Source organism: Pseudomonas arabinosi (genome assembly GCF_047758675.1).
GTDB classification, from domain to species: domain Bacteria; phylum Pseudomonadota; class Gammaproteobacteria; order Pseudomonadales; family Pseudomonadaceae; genus Aquipseudomonas; species Aquipseudomonas arabinosi.
Window position 1 is genome coordinate 1,049,358 of sequence record NZ_CP180480.1, and the last position, 22,013, is coordinate 1,071,370.

At 58.6% G+C, this 22,013-nt stretch carries 20 protein-coding genes; 12 read left to right on the forward strand and 8 right to left on the reverse strand.

Annotation, left to right across the window (positions count from 1 at the left end; all coding sequences use genetic code 11):
* The first annotated feature begins 93 nt into the window (after positions 1-93).
* The 7 genes from rpsM to bfr all read left to right on the forward strand — a co-directional run bounded on the left by rpsM (position 94) and on the right by bfr (position 5,240).
* Positions 94-450 carry a 30S ribosomal protein S13 gene (gene rpsM / locus ACMXYJ_RS04785; protein ID WP_003186020.1) on the forward strand — a complete coding sequence of 119 codons (357 nt, stop codon included), beginning with the start codon at positions 94-96 and terminating at the stop codon, positions 448-450.
* 30 nt (positions 451-480) lie between these two features.
* Positions 481-870 (forward strand): 30S ribosomal protein S11, encoded by a 390-nt coding sequence (gene rpsK, locus ACMXYJ_RS04790; RefSeq protein ID WP_002555466.1) that lies wholly within the window; start codon positions 481-483, stop codon positions 868-870.
* Between the two features lie 18 nt (positions 871-888).
* Positions 889-1,509, forward strand: coding sequence for a 30S ribosomal protein S4 (rpsD, locus tag ACMXYJ_RS04795; RefSeq protein ID WP_003210056.1), 621 nt, complete (start codon positions 889-891; stop codon positions 1,507-1,509).
* Positions 1,510-1,531: 22 nt separating this feature from the next.
* On the forward strand, positions 1,532-2,533 hold the full coding sequence (locus tag ACMXYJ_RS04800; RefSeq protein WP_003186012.1) for a DNA-directed RNA polymerase subunit alpha: 1,002 nt from the start codon (positions 1,532-1,534) through the stop codon (positions 2,531-2,533).
* 42 nt (positions 2,534-2,575) lie between these two features.
* Positions 2,576-2,962: a 50S ribosomal protein L17 gene (gene rplQ, locus ACMXYJ_RS04805; protein WP_008145500.1), complete on the forward strand. Its 387-nt coding sequence runs from the start codon at positions 2,576-2,578 to the stop codon at positions 2,960-2,962.
* A 209-nt stretch (positions 2,963-3,171) separates the two neighbouring features.
* Complete coding sequence (locus ACMXYJ_RS04810; RefSeq protein ID WP_415758950.1) at positions 3,172-4,626, forward strand: catalase; 1,455 nt, start codon at positions 3,172-3,174, stop codon at positions 4,624-4,626.
* A gap of 149 nt (positions 4,627-4,775) precedes the next feature.
* Positions 4,776-5,240 carry a bacterioferritin gene (gene bfr / locus ACMXYJ_RS04815; protein WP_007943775.1) on the forward strand — a complete coding sequence of 155 codons (465 nt, stop codon included), beginning with the start codon at positions 4,776-4,778 and terminating at the stop codon, positions 5,238-5,240.
* A 64-nt stretch (positions 5,241-5,304) separates the two neighbouring features.
* On the opposite strand, the gene uvrA is transcribed toward bfr, so the two are convergent.
* On the reverse strand, positions 5,305-8,139 hold the full coding sequence (uvrA, locus tag ACMXYJ_RS04820; RefSeq protein WP_415758951.1) for an excinuclease ABC subunit UvrA: 2,835 nt from the start codon (positions 8,137-8,139) through the stop codon (positions 5,305-5,307).
* 191 nt (positions 8,140-8,330) lie between these two features.
* Between uvrA and ACMXYJ_RS04825 the strand changes: the two genes are divergently transcribed.
* Together ACMXYJ_RS04825 and ACMXYJ_RS04830 are read left to right on the forward strand one after the other, a co-directional pair.
* The gene (locus ACMXYJ_RS04825) at positions 8,331-9,728 is read left to right on the forward strand and encodes an MFS transporter (protein WP_415758952.1); all 1,398 of its coding nucleotides are present in this window, start codon (positions 8,331-8,333) and stop codon (positions 9,726-9,728) included.
* Positions 9,729-9,737: 9 nt separating this feature from the next.
* Positions 9,738-10,268 (forward strand): single-stranded DNA-binding protein, encoded by a 531-nt coding sequence (locus tag ACMXYJ_RS04830; protein ID WP_008145505.1) that lies wholly within the window; start codon positions 9,738-9,740, stop codon positions 10,266-10,268.
* Between the two features lie 66 nt (positions 10,269-10,334).
* On the opposite strand, the gene ACMXYJ_RS04835 is transcribed toward ACMXYJ_RS04830, so the two are convergent.
* Both ACMXYJ_RS04835 and ACMXYJ_RS04840 read right to left on the reverse strand, forming a co-directional pair.
* On the reverse strand, positions 10,335-12,539 hold the full coding sequence (locus tag ACMXYJ_RS04835; RefSeq protein ID WP_415758953.1) for an OsmC domain/YcaO domain-containing protein: 2,205 nt from the start codon (positions 12,537-12,539) through the stop codon (positions 10,335-10,337).
* 153 nt (positions 12,540-12,692) lie between these two features.
* A complete protein-coding gene (locus ACMXYJ_RS04840) occupies positions 12,693-13,247 on the reverse strand; it encodes a cysteine hydrolase family protein (RefSeq protein WP_415758954.1) in 555 nt (184 codons plus the stop codon).
* 101 nt (positions 13,248-13,348) lie between these two features.
* Here ACMXYJ_RS04840 and ACMXYJ_RS04845 point away from each other — a divergent pair, with 101 nt between their 5' ends.
* The 3 genes from ACMXYJ_RS04845 (at position 13,349) to ACMXYJ_RS04855 (ending at position 16,391) form a co-directional block, all read left to right on the forward strand.
* Positions 13,349-14,341 carry a GlxA family transcriptional regulator gene (locus ACMXYJ_RS04845; protein WP_415758955.1) on the forward strand — a complete coding sequence of 331 codons (993 nt, stop codon included), beginning with the start codon at positions 13,349-13,351 and terminating at the stop codon, positions 14,339-14,341.
* A gap of 192 nt (positions 14,342-14,533) precedes the next feature.
* Positions 14,534-15,643 carry a DUF3182 family protein gene (locus ACMXYJ_RS04850; RefSeq protein ID WP_415758956.1) on the forward strand — a complete coding sequence of 370 codons (1,110 nt, stop codon included), beginning with the start codon at positions 14,534-14,536 and terminating at the stop codon, positions 15,641-15,643.
* Complete coding sequence (locus tag ACMXYJ_RS04855; protein WP_415758957.1) at positions 15,633-16,391, forward strand: alpha/beta hydrolase family protein; 759 nt, start codon at positions 15,633-15,635, stop codon at positions 16,389-16,391. Before ACMXYJ_RS04850 ends, ACMXYJ_RS04855 begins: the two co-directional genes overlap by 11 nt.
* A gap of 101 nt (positions 16,392-16,492) precedes the next feature.
* Here ACMXYJ_RS04855 and ACMXYJ_RS04860 read toward each other — a convergent pair whose 3' ends face one another.
* The 5 genes from ACMXYJ_RS04860 to ACMXYJ_RS04880 form a co-directional block, all read right to left on the reverse strand.
* Complete coding sequence (locus tag ACMXYJ_RS04860) at positions 16,493-17,482, reverse strand: lysylphosphatidylglycerol synthase domain-containing protein (RefSeq protein WP_415758958.1); 990 nt, start codon at positions 17,480-17,482, stop codon at positions 16,493-16,495.
* Complete coding sequence (clsB, locus tag ACMXYJ_RS04865; protein ID WP_415758959.1) at positions 17,479-18,765, reverse strand: cardiolipin synthase ClsB; 1,287 nt, start codon at positions 18,763-18,765, stop codon at positions 17,479-17,481. The genes ACMXYJ_RS04860 and clsB overlap by 4 nt, the downstream gene beginning before the upstream one ends.
* A complete protein-coding gene (locus tag ACMXYJ_RS04870; RefSeq protein ID WP_415758960.1) occupies positions 18,762-19,559 on the reverse strand; it encodes an endonuclease/exonuclease/phosphatase family protein in 798 nt (265 codons plus the stop codon). The genes clsB and ACMXYJ_RS04870 overlap by 4 nt, the downstream gene beginning before the upstream one ends.
* Positions 19,556-20,482 carry a DUF72 domain-containing protein gene (locus ACMXYJ_RS04875; RefSeq protein WP_415758961.1) on the reverse strand — a complete coding sequence of 309 codons (927 nt, stop codon included), beginning with the start codon at positions 20,480-20,482 and terminating at the stop codon, positions 19,556-19,558. Before ACMXYJ_RS04875 ends, ACMXYJ_RS04870 begins: the two co-directional genes overlap by 4 nt.
* 212 nt (positions 20,483-20,694) lie before the next feature.
* The gene (locus tag ACMXYJ_RS04880; protein ID WP_415758962.1) at positions 20,695-21,906 is read right to left on the reverse strand and encodes an MFS transporter; all 1,212 of its coding nucleotides are present in this window, start codon (positions 21,904-21,906) and stop codon (positions 20,695-20,697) included.
* Between the last annotated feature and the right edge of the window lie 107 nt (positions 21,907-22,013).

A 22,013-nucleotide genomic window follows, 5' to 3' on the forward strand; every position in this document is an offset into this window, starting at 1 on the left:
CCGGGTTGATTATTTGTTATTACAGCGATATTATCTCGCGCCCTATTTCTTGGCTTCCGGGGCGTAGGTAGCTGTCAATTGGAGTCCCACTGAATGGCCCGTATTGCAGGCGTTAACATTCCAGATAACAAGCATACTGTTATCTCGCTGACCTACATCTATGGTGTTGGTCGCACTACTGCACAGAAGATCTGTGCAGTGACTGGGGTAAACCCAGCCGCAAAGATCAAAGATCTGAGCGACGAGCAGATTGAACAGCTGCGTGGCGAAGTGGCGAAGTTCACCACTGAAGGTGACCTGCGTCGCGAAATCAACATGAAAATCAAGCGTTTGATGGACCTCGGTTGCTATCGCGGTCTGCGTCATCGTCGTGGTCTTCCAGTGCGCGGTCAGCGTACCAAGACTAACGCGCGTACCCGTAAAGGTCCGCGTAAGCCGATCCGCAAGTAATCGCCCCCGCGAATCGACAGGAAAATTATCATGGCAAAACCTGCTGCTCGTCCTCGTAAAAAAGTTAAAAAGACAGTGGTTGATGGCATCGCCCACATCCATGCATCTTTTAACAACACAATCGTGACCATCACCGACCGTCAAGGCAACGCTCTTTCCTGGGCTACCTCCGGTGGTTCGGGTTTCCGCGGTTCCCGCAAGTCCACCCCGTTTGCTGCTCAAGTAGCTGCTGAACGTGCTGGTCAAGCTGCGCTGGAATACGGCCTGAAAAACCTCGACGTTAACGTCAAAGGTCCAGGTCCAGGTCGTGAATCTGCAGTCCGCGCTTTGAACGGCTGTGGCTACAAGATCGCCAGCATCACCGACGTGACGCCAATCCCGCACAACGGGTGCCGTCCGCCGAAGAAGCGCCGCGTGTAATCCAGGAGATTGTAAAGAATGGCTCGTTACATTGGTCCAAAATGCAAACTCGCTCGTCGCGAAGGCACCGATCTCTTCTTGAAGAGCGGCGTGCGCGCGATCGAATCGAAGTGCAACATTGAAGCAGCACCTGGTATCCACGGCCAACGCCGCGGTCGCCAGTCCGATTACGGCACCCAACTGCGTGAAAAGCAGAAGGTCCGTCGTATCTACGGCGTTCTCGAGCGTCAATTCAGCGGCTACTACAAAGAAGCTGCTGGCAAGAAAGGCGCAACTGGCGAAAACCTGTTGCAACTGCTCGAATGCCGTCTGGACAACGTTGTATACCGTATGGGTTTTGGCTCTACTCGTGCCGAATCCCGTCAGCTGGTATCGCACAAATCCGTAAGCGTTAACGGTCAGACCGTAAACGTGCCGTCGTACCAGGTTCGTGCTGGTGACGTGGTCGCGATTCGCGAGAAAGCAAAGAACCAACTTCGCATTGTCCAAGCTCTCGATCTGTGTGCCCAACGTGGCCGCGTAGAATGGGTAGAAGTAGACACTGAGAAGAAGTCGGGCGTTTTCAAGAACGTTCCTGCTCGCAGTGATCTGTCCGCCGACATCAACGAAAGCCTGATTGTCGAGCTCTACTCCAAGTAAGGGCTAGAAAATAGGTGCATCCATGCAGATTTCGGTAAATGAGTTCCTGACACCCCGCCATATTGATGTGCAGGTTGTCAGTCCAACCCGCGCCAAGATCACTCTCGAGCCTCTCGAGCGTGGTTTCGGCCACACCCTGGGCAACGCGCTGCGACGCATCCTGTTGTCCTCAATGCCCGGCTGCGCAGTAGTCGAGGCCGAGATTGACGGTGTGCTCCATGAGTACAGCGCCATCGAAGGTGTACAGGAAGACGTAATTGAAATCCTGTTGAACCTTAAAGGTCTGGCTATCAAGCTGCACGGCCGTGACGAAGTTACGCTGACCTTGTCGAAGAAGGGTTCGGGGGTGGTTACCGCTGCCGATATTCAGCTGGATCATGATGTCGAGATCGTTAATCCCGATCACGTAATCGCTAACCTGGCGTCTAACGGCGCCCTGAACATGAAGCTCACCGTAGCTCGTGGTCGTGGTTATGAACCGGCAGACTCGCGTCAGAGCGATGAAGACGAAAGCCGCAGCATCGGTCGCTTGCAGCTTGACTCTTCGTTCAGCCCGGTTCGCCGTATCGCATACGTGGTGGAAAACGCCCGTGTCGAACAGCGTACTAACCTGGACAAGCTGGTTATTGATCTGGAAACCAACGGTACTCTGGATCCTGAAGAGGCAATTCGCCGCGCTGCAACCATTCTGCAACAGCAGTTGGCTGCGTTCGTCGACCTCAAAGGTGACAGTGAGCCAGTGGTTGTCGAGCAGGAAGACGAGATCGATCCGATCCTGCTTCGCCCGGTTGACGATCTGGAACTGACTGTACGTTCGGCTAACTGCCTTAAGGCGGAAAACATCTACTACATCGGTGACCTGATTCAGCGTACCGAAGTAGAGCTGTTGAAGACTCCGAACCTTGGCAAGAAATCCTTGACTGAAATCAAGGACGTTCTGGCCTCCCGCGGTCTGTCCCTCGGCATGCGCCTCGACAACTGGCCGCCTGCAAGTCTTAAGAAGGACGACAAGGCGACTGCCTGATCGTCGTAATCACCGAACGTTGTGTTTGGTAAGGAATGAACCATGCGTCATCGTAAAAGTGGTCGTCACCTGAGCCGCACTAGCTCGCACCGCAAGGCCATGTTTCAAAACATGGCAGTGTCGCTGTTCGAGCACGAGCTGATCAAAACTACACTGCCGAAAGCTAAAGAACTGCGTCGCGTTGCTGAGCCGCTGATCACTTTGGCCAAGACAGACAGCCTGGCTAACCGCCGTCTGGCTTTCGACCGTACTCGTTCGAAAGCTATCGTTGGTAAGCTCTTCAACGACCTGGGCAAGCGTTACGCTACCCGTGAGGGTGGCTACCTGCGCATCCTCAAGTGCGGTTTCCGCACTGGCGACAACGCGCCTATGGCGTACGTCGAGTTGGTTGATCGTCCTGCCGGCGGTGAAGCTGTATCCGCTGAGTAAGACGTCAGTCTGAAACGAAGAACCGGGCCTAGTGCCCGGTTTTTTGTGCGCGTTCGAAAAGTATCGAGTGGCTTAGGCGATACAGCTTCATTAGTATTTATCTATCGATTCTCACAATTTAATGAATTTGATGGTGTCATGTTGATGGTCAATACTCCCTCTCAGCCGATTAGCCGGCAGTAGGAAAGACAGACAGAGGAAGACATCGCATGAGCCAAAATAAAACACTTACCACCGCCAGTGGCGCTCCTGTCGCTGATAACCAGAATTCCCGTTCCGCCGGCCCTCGTGGCCCGCTGCTGCTCGACGACTTTCACCTGATCGAGAAGCTTGCCCACTTCAATCGTGAAAACATCCCTGAGCGCCGCGTACACGCCAAAGGTTCGGGTGCTTACGGTACGTTCACCGTAACTCGGGACATCACCGAGTACACAAGCGCCAAACTGTTTGAGTCTGTCGGCAAGCAAACCCCAACCTTCCTGCGGTTTTCCACCGTGGGCGGTGAGCGTGGTTCGGCCGACACCGAGCGCGATCCACGTGGTTTCGCGCTGAAGTTCTACACCGAAGAAGGCAACTGGGACATCGTTGGCAACAACACCCCCGTGTTCTTCATCCGCGATCCTTTGAAATTCCCGGACTTTATTCACACCCAAAAACGTCTGCCGCAAAGCAATCTGAAAAGCGCGCAAATGATGTGGGACTTCTGGTCCCACTCACCTGAGGCGCTGCACCAGGTCACCATTCTGTTCTCGGACCGTGGCATCCCCGACGGCTACCGTCACATGCACGGCTTCGGCAGCCACACCTACAGCCTGATCAACGCCACTGGCGAGCGTCACTGGGTGAAGTGGCACTACAAGACCAAGCAAGGGATTAAAAACCTGGCGCCGGCAGAAGCAGCGCGCCTGGCCGGTACCGATCCGGATTACGCACAGCGTGATCTGTTCGGCGCGATCGAGCGCGGTGATTTCCCGAAATGGCGCGTGTGCATCCAGATCATGACTGAGGCTCAGGCCGCAGCGCACTACGAGAACCCGTTTGATGTGACCAAGACCTGGTCGCAGAAAGAGTTTCCGCTGATTGAAGTGGGCGAGTTGGAACTCAACCGCAACCCGCAGAACTATTTTGCTGAAGTCGAGCAAGCCGCTTTCGGTCCGAGCAACATGGTCCCGGGTGTCGGCTTGTCGCCTGACCGCATGCTGCAAGGGCGAGTGTTCGCTTACGCCGATGCTCACCGCTACCGCATTGGCACCAACCACCAGCAGCTGCCGGTGAACGCGCCTCGCAGTCCGGTGAACAGCTATCAGCGCGATGGTTCGATGGCGTTTGGCAGCAATGGTGGTGCAACACCTAACTACGAGCCGAACAGCTACGTCGAATCGCCGAAGCAAGCACCTCGTTATGCAGAGCCGCCATTGGCGCTAAGTGGTTCGGCTGATCGCTACGATCACCGCGAGGATATCGACTACTACAGCCACGCGGGTGCGCTGTTCCGTTTGATGAGCGATGAGCAGAAAGCGCTCTTGGTCAGCAACATTGCAGGCGCAATGGCCGGGGTCTCCAGTGATGTAGTTGACCGCCAATTGCAGCATTTCTACAAAGCCGACCCGGCGTATGGAGAAGCAATCGCAAAGCTGCTCAACGTACAGCTTAACGAAGTCTAAATGAGAAGCAGAACCGCCCTTATTTGGGCGGTTTTTGCGTTATTTAAACCCCTTTTCTCAGAATATCTTCGCTTTTATCGCGTAGGCAGAGTGACCAAACAGTCTGCTTGGTTCAAACTACAGACTTTCAAGCAGGGAGATGTAGGGCGATGCAAGGCCACCCAGACGTAATCGATTACCTCAACACGTTGCTGACCGGCGAACTGGCGGCACGTGATCAATATTTCGTCCATTCGCGGATGTATGAGGACTGGGGTTTCACCAAGCTCTACGAACGTATCAACCACGAGATGGAAGAAGAAGCCGGGCACGCTGATGCCCTGATGCGCCGAATTCTGATGCTCGAAGGTACGCCGCGCATGCGTCCGGACGACCTTGATGTCGGCACTACCGTACCGGATATGCTCGCCGCTGACCTGCGGCTGGAATACAAAGTCCGCGCCGCGCTCTGCAAGGGCATAAAGCTCTGCGAACAGCACAAGGACTACGTCAGCCGCGAGATGCTGCGGGTTCAATTGCATGACACCGAAGAAGACCACACCTACTGGCTTGAAAAGCAGATGGGTCTGATCAAGCTGATCGGTCTGGAAAATTACCTGCAATCACACGCCTGATTCCACCGGATACAAAAAAGCCCCTGTCACCGAGAAGTGACAGGGGCTTTTTCATGGCCGTGATTCAGGCCTTGTCGCGTGCCAACAGCGGCTTGAGGTAGAAGCCGGTATGAGACTGTTTCATCTCGGACACTTCTTCCGGTGTGCCGACGGCAATGATCTGCCCGCCTTTGGAGCCACCCTCTGGTCCAAGGTCCACCAACCAGTCTGCGGTCTTGATCACGTCCAGGTTGTGTTCGATCACCACCACGGTGTTGCCGTGGTCGCGCAATCGATGCAGTACGTCGAGCAGTTGCTGAATATCCGCGAAGTGCAGGCCGGTTGTCGGCTCATCGAGGATATACAGCGTCTTGCCGGTATCGCGCTTGGACAGTTCACGGGACAGCTTCACCCGTTGGGCTTCACCACCCGACAGTGTGGTCGCTGACTGCCCGAGCTTGATGTACGACAGGCCGACATCCATCAGCGTCTGAAGCTTGCGCGCCAGGGCTGGAACCGCATCAAAGAACACTCGCGCTTCCTCGATCGTCATCTCGAGGGTTTCGTGAATGTTCTTGCCCTTGTACTTGATCTCGAGAGTTTCGCGGTTGTAGCGCTTGCTCTTGCAGACGTCGCACGGGACATAGATGTCCGGCAGGAAGTGCATTTCCACCTTGATCAGGCCATCGCCCTGACACGCTTCGCAACGGCCGCCCTTCACGTTGAAGGAGAAACGTCCAGGACCATAACCGCGGGAGCGGGACTCCGGCACGCCGGCGAACAGTTCGCGAATCGGTGTGAACAACCCGGTGTAGGTCGCCGGGTTTGAGCGCGGCGTTCGGCCGATCGGGCTCTGGTCGATGTCGACAACCTTGTCCAGATGCTCCAGACCTTTGATGCTGTCGTGAGCGGCCGCTTCGAGTGTCGTCGCACCGTTCAATGCCGTAGCGCTCAGCGGGAACAAGGTGTTGTTGATCAGCGTCGACTTGCCCGAGCCGGACACACCGGTCACGCAGGTCAGCAGGCCGATCGGAATGTCCAGATCGACATCGCGCAAGTTGTTGCCACGGGCGCCCTTGAGGGACAGCGACAACTTCTTGTTACGCGGCGTGCGTTGGGCCGGAACGGCAATCTTCACCCGACCCGACAAGTACTTGCCGGTCAACGAATCTGGATGAGCCATGACCTCGGCCGGCGTACCTTCGGCGACGATATGCCCGCCGTGTACACCCGCGCCAGGACCGATATCCACCACGTAGTCAGCCAGGCGAATCGCATCTTCGTCGTGCTCGACCACAATCACCGTATTACCGATGTCCCGCAGGTGCTTGAGCGTACCGAGCAGCCGATCGTTGTCCCGCTGGTGCAAGCCAATCGACGGTTCGTCGAGGATGTACAGAACGCCCACCAGTCCGGCGCCGATCTGGCTGGCCAGACGGATACGCTGCGCTTCACCGCCGGACAAGGTGTCCGCACTGCGATCCAGCGACAAATAGTCCAGGCCAACATTGACCAGGAACTGCAGTCGCTCGCGAATTTCCTTGAGAATCTTGTCGGCAATTTCGCCACGTCGGCCGGTGAGTTTCAGTACGCCGAAATATTCACAGGCATCGCCAATCGGCAGATTGGTCACCGCCGGCAGCGTCTTCTCACCCACCCACACATGCCGCGCCTCACGACGCAGGCGAGTACCACGGCAATCCGGGCAAGGCTGGGTGCTGAGGAACTTGGCCAGCTCTTCACGCACCGATGCGGACTCGGTTTCACGGTAGCGACGGTCCAGATTCGGCACGATGCCTTCGAACGGGTGCGAGCGTTTGACGATGTCGCCGCGGTCGTTCAGGTATTTGAAGTCGACGTTTTGCGACCCGCTGCCGTGCAGGATGAACTTCTGCTGATCGGCCGTCAGTTCGTTGAATGGCACTTCCAGGCTGAACTTGTAGTGTGAAGCCAACGAGCCGAGCATCTGGAAGTAATAGACGTTGCGCCGGTCCCAGCCACGAATCGCGCCCTCGGCCAGCGTCAGTTCACCATTGACCAATCGCTTGATGTCGAAGAACTGCTTAACGCCCAGGCCATCGCACGTAGGGCAAGCGCCGGCCGGGTTGTTGAAGGAGAACAGCTTGGGTTCAAGCTCGCTGATGGCATGACCGCAAATCGGGCAGGCGAATCGCGCGGAGAAGATGATTTCTTCGCCGGGCTCGTCGTCCATCGGCGCGACCAGGGCGATGCCGTCCGCGAGCTTCAGCGCGGTCTCGAACGACTCGGCCAGGCGCTGTTGCAGGTCGGCGCGCACCTTGAAGCGGTCGACCACCACATCGATCGTGTGCTTCTTCTGCTTATCCAGCTTCGGCAATTCGTCCAGCTCGCAGAGCCTGCCGTTGACCCGGGCCCGCACAAAGCCTTGGGCGCGCAGTTCTTCGAAGACCGAAAGGTGCTCGCCTTTACGCTCGCGAATCACCGGGGCCAGCAGCATAAGCTTGCTGCCCTCCGGTTGGGCGAGGACCAGATCGACCATTTGGCTGACGGTCTGGGCTTCCAGCGGAATGTCGTGATCCGGGCAACGCGGAATACCCACGCGAGCGTAAAGCAGGCGCAGGTAATCGTAGATTTCGGTGATGGTGCCGACCGTCGAACGCGGGTTGTGCGAGGTCGATTTCTGCTCGATGGAAATGGCTGGCGACAAACCTTCAATGGTGTCGACGTCAGGCTTTTCCATCATCGACAAAAATTGCCGGGCATAGGCCGACAGCGATTCGACGTAGCGGCGCTGGCCTTCGGCGTACAGCGTGTCGAACGCCAGGGATGATTTGCCGGAGCCGGACAGGCCGGTGATGACGATCAGTTTGTCCCGTGGCAGGGTCAGGTCGATGTTCTTCAGGTTGTGGGTTCGGGCCCCACGAATCAGGATCTTGTCCAAAGTGGCCTCGCTCGGCGGGCGTCGAAAACGTAGGAGTATACGGCCAAATACTGGATGGATGCACACTATCGAATAAGCGGGTTGCAGGCTTACATGAAGAGTCTGTCAGCAGAGCGCGTCAAAGCGTCGCGATATACCCCGTCAATCGATGGGACTGGTAGAATCGCCGCCGGTTCACATGAGGTTTTTCCATGCACGATCCCCACAGCGAACGCATGAGTGGCAGCGAGACCCGCGCAGCAAGCGGTCTGGCCCTGGTGTTCGCCTTCCGTATGCTTGGCATGTTCATGGTGTTGCCCGTACTGGCGACCTATGGGATGGATCTGGCAGGAGCGACCCCGGCCCTTATCGGGCTGGCGATTGGCGCTTACGGCCTGACCCAGGCGATCTTTCAAATTCCTTTCGGCTTCATTTCCGATCGCATCGGTCGCCGTCCGGTGATTTACCTGGGGCTGATCGTCTTCGCCCTCGGTAGCGTGCTGGCGGCCAATGCCGACTCGATCTGGGGCGTGATCGCCGGGCGAATCCTGCAAGGCGCAGGGGCGATTTCCGCGGCGGTGATGGCGTTGCTGTCAGACCTGACCCGCGAACAGCATCGGACCAAAGCCATGGCCATGATCGGCATGACGATCGGTCTGTCGTTCGCTGTCGCGATGGTTGTAGGACCGTTGCTGACCCGCGCCTTTGGCCTGTCCGGGTTGTTCCTCGCCACGGGTGGCATGGCGTTGTTTGGCATAGTGATCGTGATGTTCATGGTGCCGCGCTCGACCGGGCCGTTGCAGCACCGCGAATCCGGTGTTGCGCGCCAGGCGCTGATCCCGACGCTCAAGCATCCAGACTTGCTGCGTCTGGACCTGGGTATTTTTGTGTTGCACGCGATGTTGATGTCGAGCTTCGTTGCGTTGCCTTTGGCGCTGGTCGAAAAAGCCGGGCTGCCTAAAGAGCAGCACTGGTGGGTCTACCTCACTGCGCTGCTGATTTCCTTCTTCGCCATGATCCCGTTCATTATCTACGGCGAGAAGAAACGCAAAATGAAACGAGTTTTACTCGGCGCCGTCGCGACGCTGATGCTCACTGAGCTATTCTTCTGGCAGTTCGGCGATAGCTTGCGAGCTCTGGTGATCGGGACGGTGGTGTTCTTTACCGCGTTCAACTTGCTGGAAGCTTCGTTGCCATCGCTGATCAGCAAGGTTTCACCGGCAGGCGGCAAGGGCACGGCGATGGGGGTTTATTCCACCAGCCAGTTCCTCGGTTCGGCACTGGGCGGCATCCTCGGCGGCTGGTTGTTCCAGCATGGCGGTCTGTCGGTTGTGTTCCTTGGATGCGCCGGTCTGGCTGCCCTCTGGCTGGCCTTTGCTGTTACCATGCGCGAACCTCCCTACGTGACGAGTCTGCGCTTGCCGCTGTCGCCCGAGGCGATCCGCGAAGCGGGTCTGGTCGAGCGCCTGAAGGCTGTCGTAGGGGTAACAGATGCAGTGATCGTCGCAGACGAAGCGGCGATTTACATCAAATTGGACACCGAACTATTGGATCGCACCACCCTCGAGCGCCTGGTGAACAACCCGCCCGAGGCAGCGTGCGTAGCCTAGGAGAACGTTATGGCCCGTGGGGTTAACAAAGTCATATTGGTCGGCACTTGCGGCCAGGATCCCGAAGTTCGCTACTTGCCTAACGGTAACGCCGTGACCAACCTGAGTCTGGCGACCAGCGAACAGTGGACCGACAAGCAAACCGGTCAGAAGGTCGAGAAGACCGAATGGCACCGTGTGTCGATGTTCGGCAAAGTTGCAGAGATCGCCGGCGAGTACCTGCGTAAAGGTTCGCAGGTCTACATCGAAGGCAAGCTGCAGACCCGCGAGTGGGAAAAAGACGGTATCAAGCGTTACACCACTGAAATCGTGGTCGACATGCAAGGCACCATGCAACTGCTGGGCGGCCGTCCACAACAGGGCGACCAACAAGGCGGGGGCAATAACTACCAGCAGTCCGCCCCAGCCCCACGCCAGCAGGCTCCGCGTCCGCAGCAGTCGGCAGCACCGCAACAGTCGCGTCAGGCTCCGGCTCCACAGCAGGCTGCCCCGCAACCGGCTCCGGATTTCGACAGCTTTGATGACGATATCCCGTTCTAAAAAGCAGCTATCCAGTCAGTAACAAAAAAGCGAAGCCATCTGGCTTCGCTTTTTTTGTGGGCGCTGTTAACTGGATAACGCGGTCACATTGGCCCGCGCCGAGTGCAGTTTCTTGTAGCTATCGATCAACCGCAGGTGCCTGTCGAGCCCCTCCAGCTTCAAGCTGGTCGGCGTCAAGCCATGGAAACGCACGCTGCCGTCCACCGAGCCGATCACTGCATCCATTCGTTCGTTGCCAAACATCCGGCGGAAATTGGCCTCGTAGTCTTCCAGTTCCAGGTCTTCGTCCAGCTTCATCTCCAACACCGCGTTGACGGCTTGGTAGAACAAGCCGCGCTCAACCGTGTTGTCGTTGTACTGCAGGAACATCTCCACTGCCTCTTTCGCCTCTTCAAATTGCTGCAAGGCGAGATAAATCAGCAGCTTCAACTCCAGGATCGTCAGCTGACCCCACGCCGTATTGTCGTCAAATTCGATGCCGATCAGGCTGGTGATGTCGGTGTAGTCGTCCAGCTCACTTTCCACCAGACGCTCAACCAGCGCTTGCAGTTCGTCTTCGTCCAGGCGATGCAGGTTCAGGATGTCGGCACGGAAGAACAGCGCTTTGTTGGTGTTATCCCAGATCAGGTCGTCCGCGGGATAGATTTCCGAATAGTCTGGCACCAGGATGCGGCACGCCGTTGCGCCGATGTGCTCGTAAACCGCCATGTACGATTCTTTGCCCATGCCTTCGAGAATGCCGAACAAGGTCGCGGCTTCCTCGGCATTCGAGTTTTCACCCTGGCCGGAGAAGTCCCACTCCACGAATTCGTAATCGGACTTGGAGCTGAAGAAGCGCCACGACACCACGCCGCTGGAATCGATGAAGTGCTCGACGAAGTTATTCGGCTCGGTCACCGCATGGCCTTCAAATGTCGGCTGGGGCAAGTCGTTGAGGCCTTCGAAGCTGCGGCCCTGGAGCAGTTCGGTCAGGCTGCGTTCCAGCGCCACTTCCAGGCTTGGATGTGCGCCGAACGAGGCGAACACACCGCCGGTACGCGGGTTCATCAACGTGACGCACATCACCGGGAATTCACCGCCCAGGGACGCATCCTTCACCAACACGGGGAACCCTTGCTCTTCCAGCGCCTGAATACCGGCCAGTATCCCGGGGTATTTCGCCAGCACATCGGCGGGCACATCCGGCAGTGCAAATTCACCTTCGATGATTTCGCGTTTTACCGCACGCTCGAAGATCTCCGACAGGCATTGCACCTGGGCTTCGGCCAGCGTGTTGCCGGCACTCATGCCGTTGCTCAGGAACAGGTTTTCAATCAAGTTGGACGGGAAATACACCGTTTCGCCGTCCGACTGGCGCACGTATGGCAGCGAGCAGATGCCGCGCTCTTCATTGCCCGAGTTGGTGTCGATCAGGTGGGAGCCACGCAACTCGCCGTCGCGGTTGTAAATCTTCAGGCAGTACGCGTCGAGGATTTCGGCCGGCAGTTCATCTTTACGGCCAGGCTTGAACCAGCGTTCGTCCGGGTAATGCACAAACGGCGCGTTGGCGATCTCTTCGCCCCAGAACTGATCGTTGTAGAAGAAGTTGCAGTTGAGTCGCTCGATAAACTCGCCCAGCGCCGACGCCAGCGCGCCTTCCTTGGTTGCGCCCTTACCGTTGGTAAAACACATCGGCGAGTGCGCATCGCGGATATGCAGCGACCACACGTTGGGAACGATATTGCGCCACGAGGCGATTTCAATCTTCATGCCCAGGCCCGCCAGAATGGCCGACATGTTGGCGATGGTTTGCTCCAGCGGCAGATCCTTGCCCGCGATATAGGTGTGCGCCTCTGAATTAGACGCAGGCATCAGCAACGCCTGGGCATCGGCGTCGAGGTTTTCCACCTCTTCGATCACAAACTCAGGCCCGGCCTGGACCACTTTTTTCACGGTACACCGGTCGATGGAACGCAGGATGCCCTGGCGGTCCTTGTCGGAAATATCCGCCGGCAACTCGACCTGGATCTTGAAAATCTGGTTGTAGCGGTTTTCCGGATCAACAATGTTGTTCTGCGACAGGCGGATGTTTTCGGTGGGAATACTGCGAGTGTCGCAGTACAGCTTCACGAAATAAGCCGCACACAACGCCGACGAAGCCAGGAAGTAGTCGAACGGACCCGGTGCCGAGCCATCGCCCTTGTAGCGGATAGGTTGATCGGCCACCACCGTGAAGTCGTCGAACTTGGCTTCAAGTCGAAGGTTGTCGAGAAAGTTGACCTTGATTTCCATGGGGGATTACCAGAATAACGGCTAGACGATTTGGCCGCCATTATCCGGCTTTTCGGCCGTAAGTCTCAGAAAAAAGGCCAGTCATGTGCGCACGTGACTGGCCTTCTCAGTTTCGGGAGCGTCGGATTGCAGCACCCGAGGCAGAAGCGTTGGTCAGTGATGCGCCGCGAGGAACTCGTCAGTGGACACCACGCTTGCATAGGCGAAGCCCAGGGCCGACATGAAGGCCGCGTGAGCGTGAGCAGCCGGGACGGTGACGCCGTTGAATTCCAGATCACGGGTAGCACAGGCGTCGTGAACGACCGTAACGGTGTAGCCGAAGTCAGCAGCGGCGCGGGTGATGCCATCGACACACATGTGGCTCATGCTGCCGACGACCACGAGCTCCTTGATGCTTTGTTCGTCGAGGATCGATTTCAGTTGTGTTTCGCGGAACGAGTTGACGAAGTGTTTGAGCACGACCGGTTCGTCGGCGCGGTTGAGGACTTTAGGGTGCAGCTTCGCGCCCTCGGAGCCCGGAGTGAAAAAGGGCGCTTCGTCGGAAGTGAATTCGTGACGGATGTGCACCACCGAATCACCCGCATCGCGGAAGGCTTTGAGCAGACGAACGGCGTTGTCCGCGGCTGTATCGGCGCCGACCAGCGGCCACTTGCCTTGAGGGAAGTAGTCGTTTTGGATATCAACTACGATGAGTGCTTGCTTGGCCATGACTGTTTCCTCGAAGTGCTTGTTGGTGTGGAATGAAGTATTGGGTCTGGCAGGCCGTCCGAGGATTGGCCACACCGACAATAGAAGGGGGAAAACTGACAATGGACGCAGAAAGGCCAATCGCCGAGTTGGGCGTGCTGATTTATTCCGGTGCGCAGATGGCGGCGGTGCATGGATTGACGGACCTGTTCGGGGTGGCGAACCGGATTGCCGCCGAGCATCAGGCGGCGCAGTTACCGTTGTTGCGGGTCAGCCATTGGCAGGTTGATGGCGATCAGGCGCCCGAGCGGGTCTACGACAGTCATCCCGCTGCGGACGGTGCGTTGGTGGCGGTGTTGATCCCGCCGTCGATTGCCGGTTTCTCCGAAGGCCAGGCACCGCAGGGGCTGATTCGCTGGCTGCGACAGCAACACGCCAATGGCGCGACACTCGGCGGGGTTTGTGTGGGGTCGATTCTGTTGGCCGAGAGCGGCCTGCTCGACGGTCGCAGCGCCACCACCCACTGGACCTCGGCCAAAGCCTTCGCCGAGCGTTATCCGGCGATCAAGCTCAAGGCCGACACACCCATTGTTGACGACGGCGACCTGATCACCACCGCCGGGCTGATGGCCTGGTCCGAACTGGGCTTGCGCCTGGTCAACCGTCTGCTGGGGCCAAGCATCGCCACCAGCACCGCGCGGTTTTTGGTGGTGGAACACAGCGACAGCGCGAGTGAATGTGGAAGCAACTTTTCACCCATTCTCAGCCATGGCGACGCCTCGATTCTCAAGGTCCAGCATTGGCTGCAGAGCACCGGAGCGACCGATGTGTCGCTGGCGACGATGGCCGAGCGGGCAGGGCTGGAAGAGCGCACGTTCCTGCGTCGATTTCGCGCCGCAACCGGGCTTAAACCCACCGAGTACTGCCAGCATCTGCGGGTCGGCAAGGCCCGGGAAATGCTCGAGTTCACCAACGGCACCATCGATCATATTGCCTGGACCGTGGGTTATCAGGATCCGAGTGCCTTTCGGGCGACGTTCAAGAAGATTACCGGGTTGGCGCCAAGTGATTACCGGGCACGGTTTGGGGTGACACCCTCAGCTGTGACTCGGTAGCCAGATCTGTGTAAGCCTTCCGGTCGTGCAAAATGCAGGAATCTTGAAGGCTGTCGTGCAGAATCAAACAGGCACGGTGCCATCATTTTTTTTGTAACTGGCTGATTTGAAAAACGTTTGTCTTCGGCCCCCCTTGGCCTGATCTCTGCACCCTTTCAACTACATTCATCAAGCGCAGTTGAAGGGGGACGCATGACCCCAACAAATCGCAAGAAACTGGTGGTCGCCCATTCCGTGCGCCCCGAGGCGCCGTTGCACGAAGTGGAAACCAATCGTGCGCTGGCCCGTTGGCTGGCGCAGATCCTGGGGCTGAAATACGGAGGCAGTTACGACCCCGAACTGCACAACGGTCGAGACCTGTATCTGTTGCCGACCCAGACGCTTGTTGGCGCCGCTGCCGCCCGGCAATTGGGCGTCAAGGGGCCGGAGGATTTGTGGGGCGGTTACGTCGACCATGATTTCATCTGCACCAAAGCCATCAGTCACGGGTTGCGCAACAAAAATGCTCACGCTCCGGAAGGCTGGTCACCGTTGTTTTCCGAACGTGTGCGCAGCGTGGTGCTCGACGGCCTCAGTGTTTTTTCCATGGACGATGCGCGTCCTGCGGCGGAGCATCTGCTCTACAGCGGCCCGATCCGCATCAAGCCTATTCACGCCTGCGCCGGACGCGGTCAGGAAGTGATCAAAAGCCTCGACCAGTTCGATGCCATCCTCACCAGACCCGAGGCCAAAGCGCTGTTCACCGAAGGCGTGGTGCTGGAGCAGGACCTGGACAAAGTGATCACCCACAGCGTCGGGCAGAGCTTTATCGGCGACAAGGTACTGAGTTATTGCGGTGATCAATACTTGACCAAAGACGGTCAGGGCGAGCAGGTTTATGGAGGCTCCAACCTGCTGGTGGTGCGGGGTGACTACGACGATCTGCTCGAACTGGAACTGCCGGACGATGTGCAGCTGGCGATCCGGCAGGCGCAAGTGTTCGACCGTGCCGCGGATGAGGCTTATCCCGGTTTCTACGCCTCGCGGCGCAACTACGACATCGCCCAAGGCGTGGACAGCAACGGCAAGCAGCGCAGCGGTGTACTCGAGCAGTCCTGGCGGATGGGCGGTGCCAGCAGCGCCGAAGTCGCCGCCTTGCAGAGCTTCGTCAACGACCCCGGGATGCGCGCCATTTGCGTGTCGTCGGTCGAGACTTACATCGACCAGCCGCTGCCGGTGGACGCCATCGAGGTGTATCGCGGGCCGGCGCAAAACAGTGACTTTCTTCTCAAGTACGTAACGGTTAAATCCTATGACGGCTAGAAGCGAAACCATTCAAATCGACATCGACGATGAACAGATGATTGGGACCTTTCTCAGTCCAAAATCGAAAGTCCCCGGCGTGCTCTTTGTACACGGTTGGGGCGGCAGTCAGGAGCGGGACCTGGAACGGGCAAAAGGCATCGCCGGTTTGGGTTGCGTGTGCCTGACGTTCGACTTGCGTGGGCATACCGGTGGGACCGGAATTGCGCTGAGTCGAGTCACGCGCGAAGACAACCTGCGCGACTTGCTGGCAGCGTACGATCGCTTGCTCGCGCACCCGGCGCTCGATACATCGGCGATTGCCGTGGTCGGCACCAGTTATGGCGGCTATCTGGCCTCGATCCTGACGTCATTGCGTCCGGTGCGCTGGCTGGCGCTACGGGTGCCGGCGCTGTATCGCGATGATCAATGGCACACGCCCAAACGTGATCTGGACAAGCTCGATTTACGTGATTACCGCCGCACGCTAGTGCGCGCCGACAGCAATCGTGCGCTGCATGCCTGTTCGCAATTCACCGGGGATGTGCTGCTGGTCGAATCAGAAACTGACGACTATGTGCCCCACGCAACCATCATGAGTTACCGCGCGGCCTGTCAGCAGACTCACTCGCTGACCCACCGGATTATCGACGGCGCCGATCACGCCTTGAGCGAGCCTGTTTCGCAACAGGCGTACACCTCGATTCTGGTGGACTGGATCACCGAAATGGTGGTGGGCGAGCGGTTGAGTATTATCCAGTCATCGTAAAAAGATCGCAGCCTCGTTTCACTCGACAGCTCCTACAGGGGATCGCGTAGACCTGTAGGAGCTGTTGAGTGAAACGAGGCTGCGATCTTTTGATCTTGCTTCTAATCCCGGGGCTTTTTCGCGATCCGCAACGACTTGGCCTTGGCTTCCACGATCAGGTACATCACCAGGGTAATCAGTAGCGGCAAGATGAAATAGATCGCCCGATAGGCCAGCAATCCGGCCACCAGGCTGCCTCGGGACACTTCATGTTGCAGCAGCGCCACGAACACCGCTTCCAGCACGCCAAGCCCGGCGGGAATGTGCGTGATGACCCCGGCAATCGCGCTGATCAACAACACCCCAAGCACCAGCGGATAATCCAGCTTGCTCGGCAGCAAGGTGAAAATCACTGCCGCCATCAGCGACCAGTTCAGCGCTCCGAGGGCCAGTTGCAGCACGGCCATGCGCAGGGACGGCAGGTTGATTTCCACCCCGCGTATTGCCCATTCCCGACGCTTGGAAAATTGGCACGCTGCCAGATACCCGGCGCTCACCAGCAGCAACAACACGCCCACACCTTGCAACGCATCAGTGCTCAGCTTCCAGCCTGGCGGCATTCGCACCAGTCCGCTGCTGAACACCGCGCCGGCAATCACCATGTAACCGAACCAGTTGGTCGCCAGGCTCAACCCGAGAATTTTCGCGATGTTGCCCTTGCTCACCCCGAGCCGCGAATACAGCCGATAACGCATGGCAATGCCACCGACCCAGGCACTCAGGTTGAGGTTGAAGGCATAGCTGATAATTCCCACCGGCAGGATCTGCTTCCACGTCAGGTCCTGGCGAATGTAGGTACGGCCGATCAGGTCGAAGCAGGCGTAGACCAGAAAACTCACCAAGGTCAGACCGGACGCGATGATCAGTGTGCGCACCTTGAAATCTGCGAGGTTGTCGAACACTTCATCCCATTCGATGCGCTGGGCAAGCATCGTGAACAGCACGATCAGCGCCAGGAAAAACAGCATGGTCAGCGGCCGTTTCCAGCGGCTCCAGCGGGATTTGGGCGGGGTGTCGGCGTGGGCCGCCGATTGTGTATCAGAGTGGCTCATCTGGTGTCACTCCCGGCGGAATGGGAAAAAGGTTTCAGGCGCGGTTTATGCGCCGGCAGCCAACCGGCCCAGGCCGGGAAGTGCCGCAGAAAGTGAAACACCAGGAAACCGACGGTCATGTGCCAGACCCGCCCGCGCGGGGACTTGTCTGCGGACATGACCTTGCAATGGTTGTTACTCAGGTCTTCGAGGCGCTCGAACAGGTCGCGGTTGAAGGCGCGATCGCGGATCAACACATTGGCTTCCAGGTTCAAGGACAGGCTCAACGGATCGAGGTTGCTCGAACCGACCGTGCTCCAATCTTCATCCACCAGCGCGACTTTGCCGTGCAGCGGACGGTCGCAATATTCGTAAATCTGCACGCCGGATTTGAGCAGGTAGTCATAGGTCATGCGCGCGGCGAGTTTGGCCGCCAGCATATCGGGCTGACCTTGCAGGATCAGTCGCACATCGACGCCACGGCGCGCCGCGTTGCGGATCTCGCGCAGCAAGCGATAGCCCGGAAAGAAGTAGGCGTTAGCGATCACCACCCGGCGCTGGGCACTGCGCAGCACCTGTCGGTAAACCTCTTCGATGTCGGTCGGATGTTCGCCGTTGTCGCGGTACACCAGGCGAACCTGGCCGTCATGACCGGTGAACGCCAGCTCCGAGCGCCGTTGCCTGCGGCGTTGCCACCAGTATTTGGCGCGAGCCGGGCGACCGCATTGCAGCAGGGCGAAATGATGAATGTCGGCCACCGCCGGGCCTTGCACTTCAACGGAATAATCCTGCTTGGCCTCAGGTCCGAAGTCAGCCAGATGGTCGGCCGAAAAGTTGATGCCACCGATGAACGCAATTGTGCCGTCGACCACCACGATCTTGCGGTGCAGGCGGCGGAACCAGTTGGTGCGGATGCCCAGACGTTTGGGCGCCGGGTCGAAAATCTGGATACGCACGCCGGCCTCGCTCAGTGCGGTGAGGTATCCCGTGCTCAGTTCACCGCAGCCAAAGCCATCGAGACTGGCGGTGATTCGCACGCCGCGTTGAGCCGCGGCGATCAGTACTTCCTGCAGCTCATCACCGACCTTGTCCTCAAACACAATGAAGGTTTCCAGCAGGATTTCAGTCTTGGCCTGACGCATGGCCTCGAACACCCGAGGGAAATACGCTTCGCCGTTTTCCAGCAGCTCTACGCGGTTATTGCCTTGCCAGCCATATTCGACGTCGACCACGCCCGGCTCACGGATCGGCGGGGTTGTGGATAAGTGCTCCACGTTGGTTTTATCCATCGATGGGCTGCTCATAGCTCGATCTCCACCGATAGCGGTGCATGGTCGGAAAGGTGTGACCAGGGCCGCGCGGCCAGCACTTGCGGCTGGCTGGCCTTGAGGTTGCGCACGTAGATGCGGTCAAGGCGCAGCGCTGGCAATCGCGCTGGAAAACTGCGCGCCGGTTTGCCGTGGAGTTCGGCGAAAACCTCTCGTAAACCACTGGGTTTGAGCAGTGCGTCGGCGCGCTGGCGCCAGTCGTTGAAGTCACCGGCAACGATCACCGGGGCATCGCTGGGCAGTTCGTCGAGACGCTGGGCCAGCAACTTGAGTTGTTCGGTCCGGTGGGTTTCACGAAGGCCCAGATGCACACAGATGGCATGCACTTCCTGGCCGTCACCGGGCAGGCGCAGCACGCAATGCAGGATGCCGCGGTTCTCGTGACCGCTGATGGAAACGTCGAGGTTGTCGTGGCGAATGATCTGGAATTTCGACAGCAGCGCATTGCCGTGATCGCCCGCCGGATAGACCGCGTTGCGTCCATAGGCGAACTGCGGCCACAGGGTGTCGGCGAGGAATTCGTACTGCGGCATCGCCGGCCAATTGCTGTAGCGCTGGGGGTGATGCTCGTGGGTGCCGTGGACCTCCTGCAAAAACACCACGTCGGCGGACACGCTGCGCACCGCTTCGCGCAACTCCGGCAGGATGAAACGCCGGTTGAGCGCGGTGAACCCCTTGTGCGTGTTGACCGTCAGCACGGTAAAGCGGCGCACGGAGGTGATGATGGGTTGCTGTTCGTCGGTGGTGCCGACCGGTTCGGAAATGCTCATGACAGCACTCCTTCGGCGGCCAGTTCACCGGGACGGGTGGCGAGGTCTTTATCCAGATGAAAGCGCTCCAGCAAGCGGCGGGCATCGAAGGGCGCGCGGACTTTGATGTCGTTGTCGAAGTAGCAAAACACCTCACGGGACTTGCGCGCCTTGGGCTTTTGCCGGGGCGCGATCAGCTGCGGGTCGGGCGGTTGCTGGCCGTGGTACCAGGCCTCGATCCGGTCACCCCAGCGTTTCAGTGCTTCGGGGGTGTAACCGCTGGCGTAGAGTTCTTCGGCACCGTGCAGTCGCAGGTAAACGAAGTCACTGGTGAGGTCTTCGCGGTACGGCCATTTACCGGCGGTGTCGGCGATAACCAGCGCAGCATTGTGGCGCTTGAGCAGGCGGATGAAGGCGGGGTCGACGAAGCTCTCGTTTCTGATTTCTACGGCATGGCGCAAAGGCTTTTTCCCGTAGGCCTTCAGGCTGGCGTGATCGTTCACGTGCGAATCATGCTGGCGGGCGAGGGCGGCGGCCTCTTCGGTGTTGTGCGGCAACTGCTCCAGAAAGCTCTCGAACAGCTCGGCATCGAATTTGAAATTGGGCGGGAATTGCCAGAGGATCGGGCCGAGTTTTTCTTTCAGTTCCAGCACCCCGGACGCAAAGAAATTCGCCAGGGGTTTATGGACGTCCCGCAGTCGCCTGATGTGGGTGATGAAACGGGGGGCCTTGATGCTGAAAACGAAGCCCCTCGGGGTTTCGGCGTACCACTGGGCATAACGTTCGGGCCGTTGCAGGGCGTAAAACGATCCATTGATTTCGATGCTGTTGACCGCCCGTGAGGCGAATTGCAATTCGCGCTTGTGGGTCAGCCCCTTCGGGTAGAAATCCCCCCGCCAGGGCGTGTAGCGCCAGCCTGAAATACCGATGTGGATCGCCGCCATGTCGCCTCCCGTCTAATGGTCTTCGGACTGCCCCTGTCTTTTGATGACTGCGGGGCGGGCGAGAAAGTTTCGACGGGACTACGGACGGTTAATGCTTAACAGACCCACACAAATCAAATGTGGGAGTGAGCCTGCTCGCGATAGCGGACTATCAGTCGATGGAGAGGTTGACTGACACTCCGTCATCGCGAGCAAGCTCGCTCCCACAGGGTTTAGTGTCCGGCGACCACTCGGGTCGAGCCTTCAACCGGTTCGGCATACACCGGGCCCAACCGATCAAGACGACCGCTCCACAGGGTCAGCGCCAACGCGACCAACACCACCAGACCACCAATCCACGCGGTGTGGATCAGGCCCATGTGAGCAACGATCAAGCCGCCACCCCACGCGCCACCGGCGATGCCGAGGTTGAACGCGGCGATGTTCAGGCCCGATGCCACGTCCACCGCATGCGGCGTGTGATGTTCGGCCTGACGCACTACATAAACCTGCAGCCCCGGCACGTTGCCGAACGCAACGGCGCCCCAGACCAGTACGGTGGCCAGGGCCAGCCATGGATTGCCAGCGGTGAACGTCAGTACGAACAACACCGCCGCGAGCAGGGCGAAGATTATTTTCAGGGCGCTGATCGGGCCGCGTTTGTCCGCCAGTTTGCCGCCCCAGATGTTACCGACGGCCACCGAGATGCCGTAGACCAGCAGCACCAGGCTGACGGTGCTGGCGCTGAAGCCGGAAATGTCCTGAAGAATCGGTGCCAGGAAGGTGAACGCAATGAACGAGCCGCCGTAACCGACTGCGGTCATGGCATACACCAGCAACAAACGCGGCTGCTTGAGCACCTGCAATTGCTGCAACAGTGAAGCCGGTTTGCTGTGGGCAATATTTTTCGGCACGTAAAGCAGGCTGCCGATAAACGCGATCACGCCTAGGGCAGACACCGCGAGGAAGGTTTCACGCCAGCCGAAATGCTGGCCAATGAACGTCCCCAGTGGCACGCCGGTGACTAGCGCGACGGTCAGGCCGGTGAACATGATGGCGATCGCGCTGGCGGCTTTCTCTTTCGGCACGAGGCTGGTGGCGATGGTCGAGCCAATCGAGAAAAACACCCCGTGGGCCAGGCCGGTGACGATCCGCGCGATGATCAGCGATTCGTAGCTTGGCGCTTTCCAGGCCAGAAGATTGCCGAGGGTGAACAGCACCATCAGCGACAACAGCAGCATTTTGCGCGGGACTTTGCCGGTGAGGGCGGTCAGCACCGGGGCGCCAATGGCAACGCCCAATGCGTAGAGGCTGACCAACAGGCCGGCGGACGGCAGGCTGACGCCGAGGTCGGCACCGATGGTGGGTAACAGGCCAACGATGACGAACTCGGTCGTCCCGATGGCGAAGGCGCTGAGGGTCAGCGCGAGCAAGGCAATGGGCATGGCTGCAACTCCGGTGGATTGATTGATGGAGCGCAGTGTCGGGGTTTGGGGTGTGTGGAAAAATACAGGGATGGGCATTTGATATTTGCTTTGTGCGCAAAGATCAA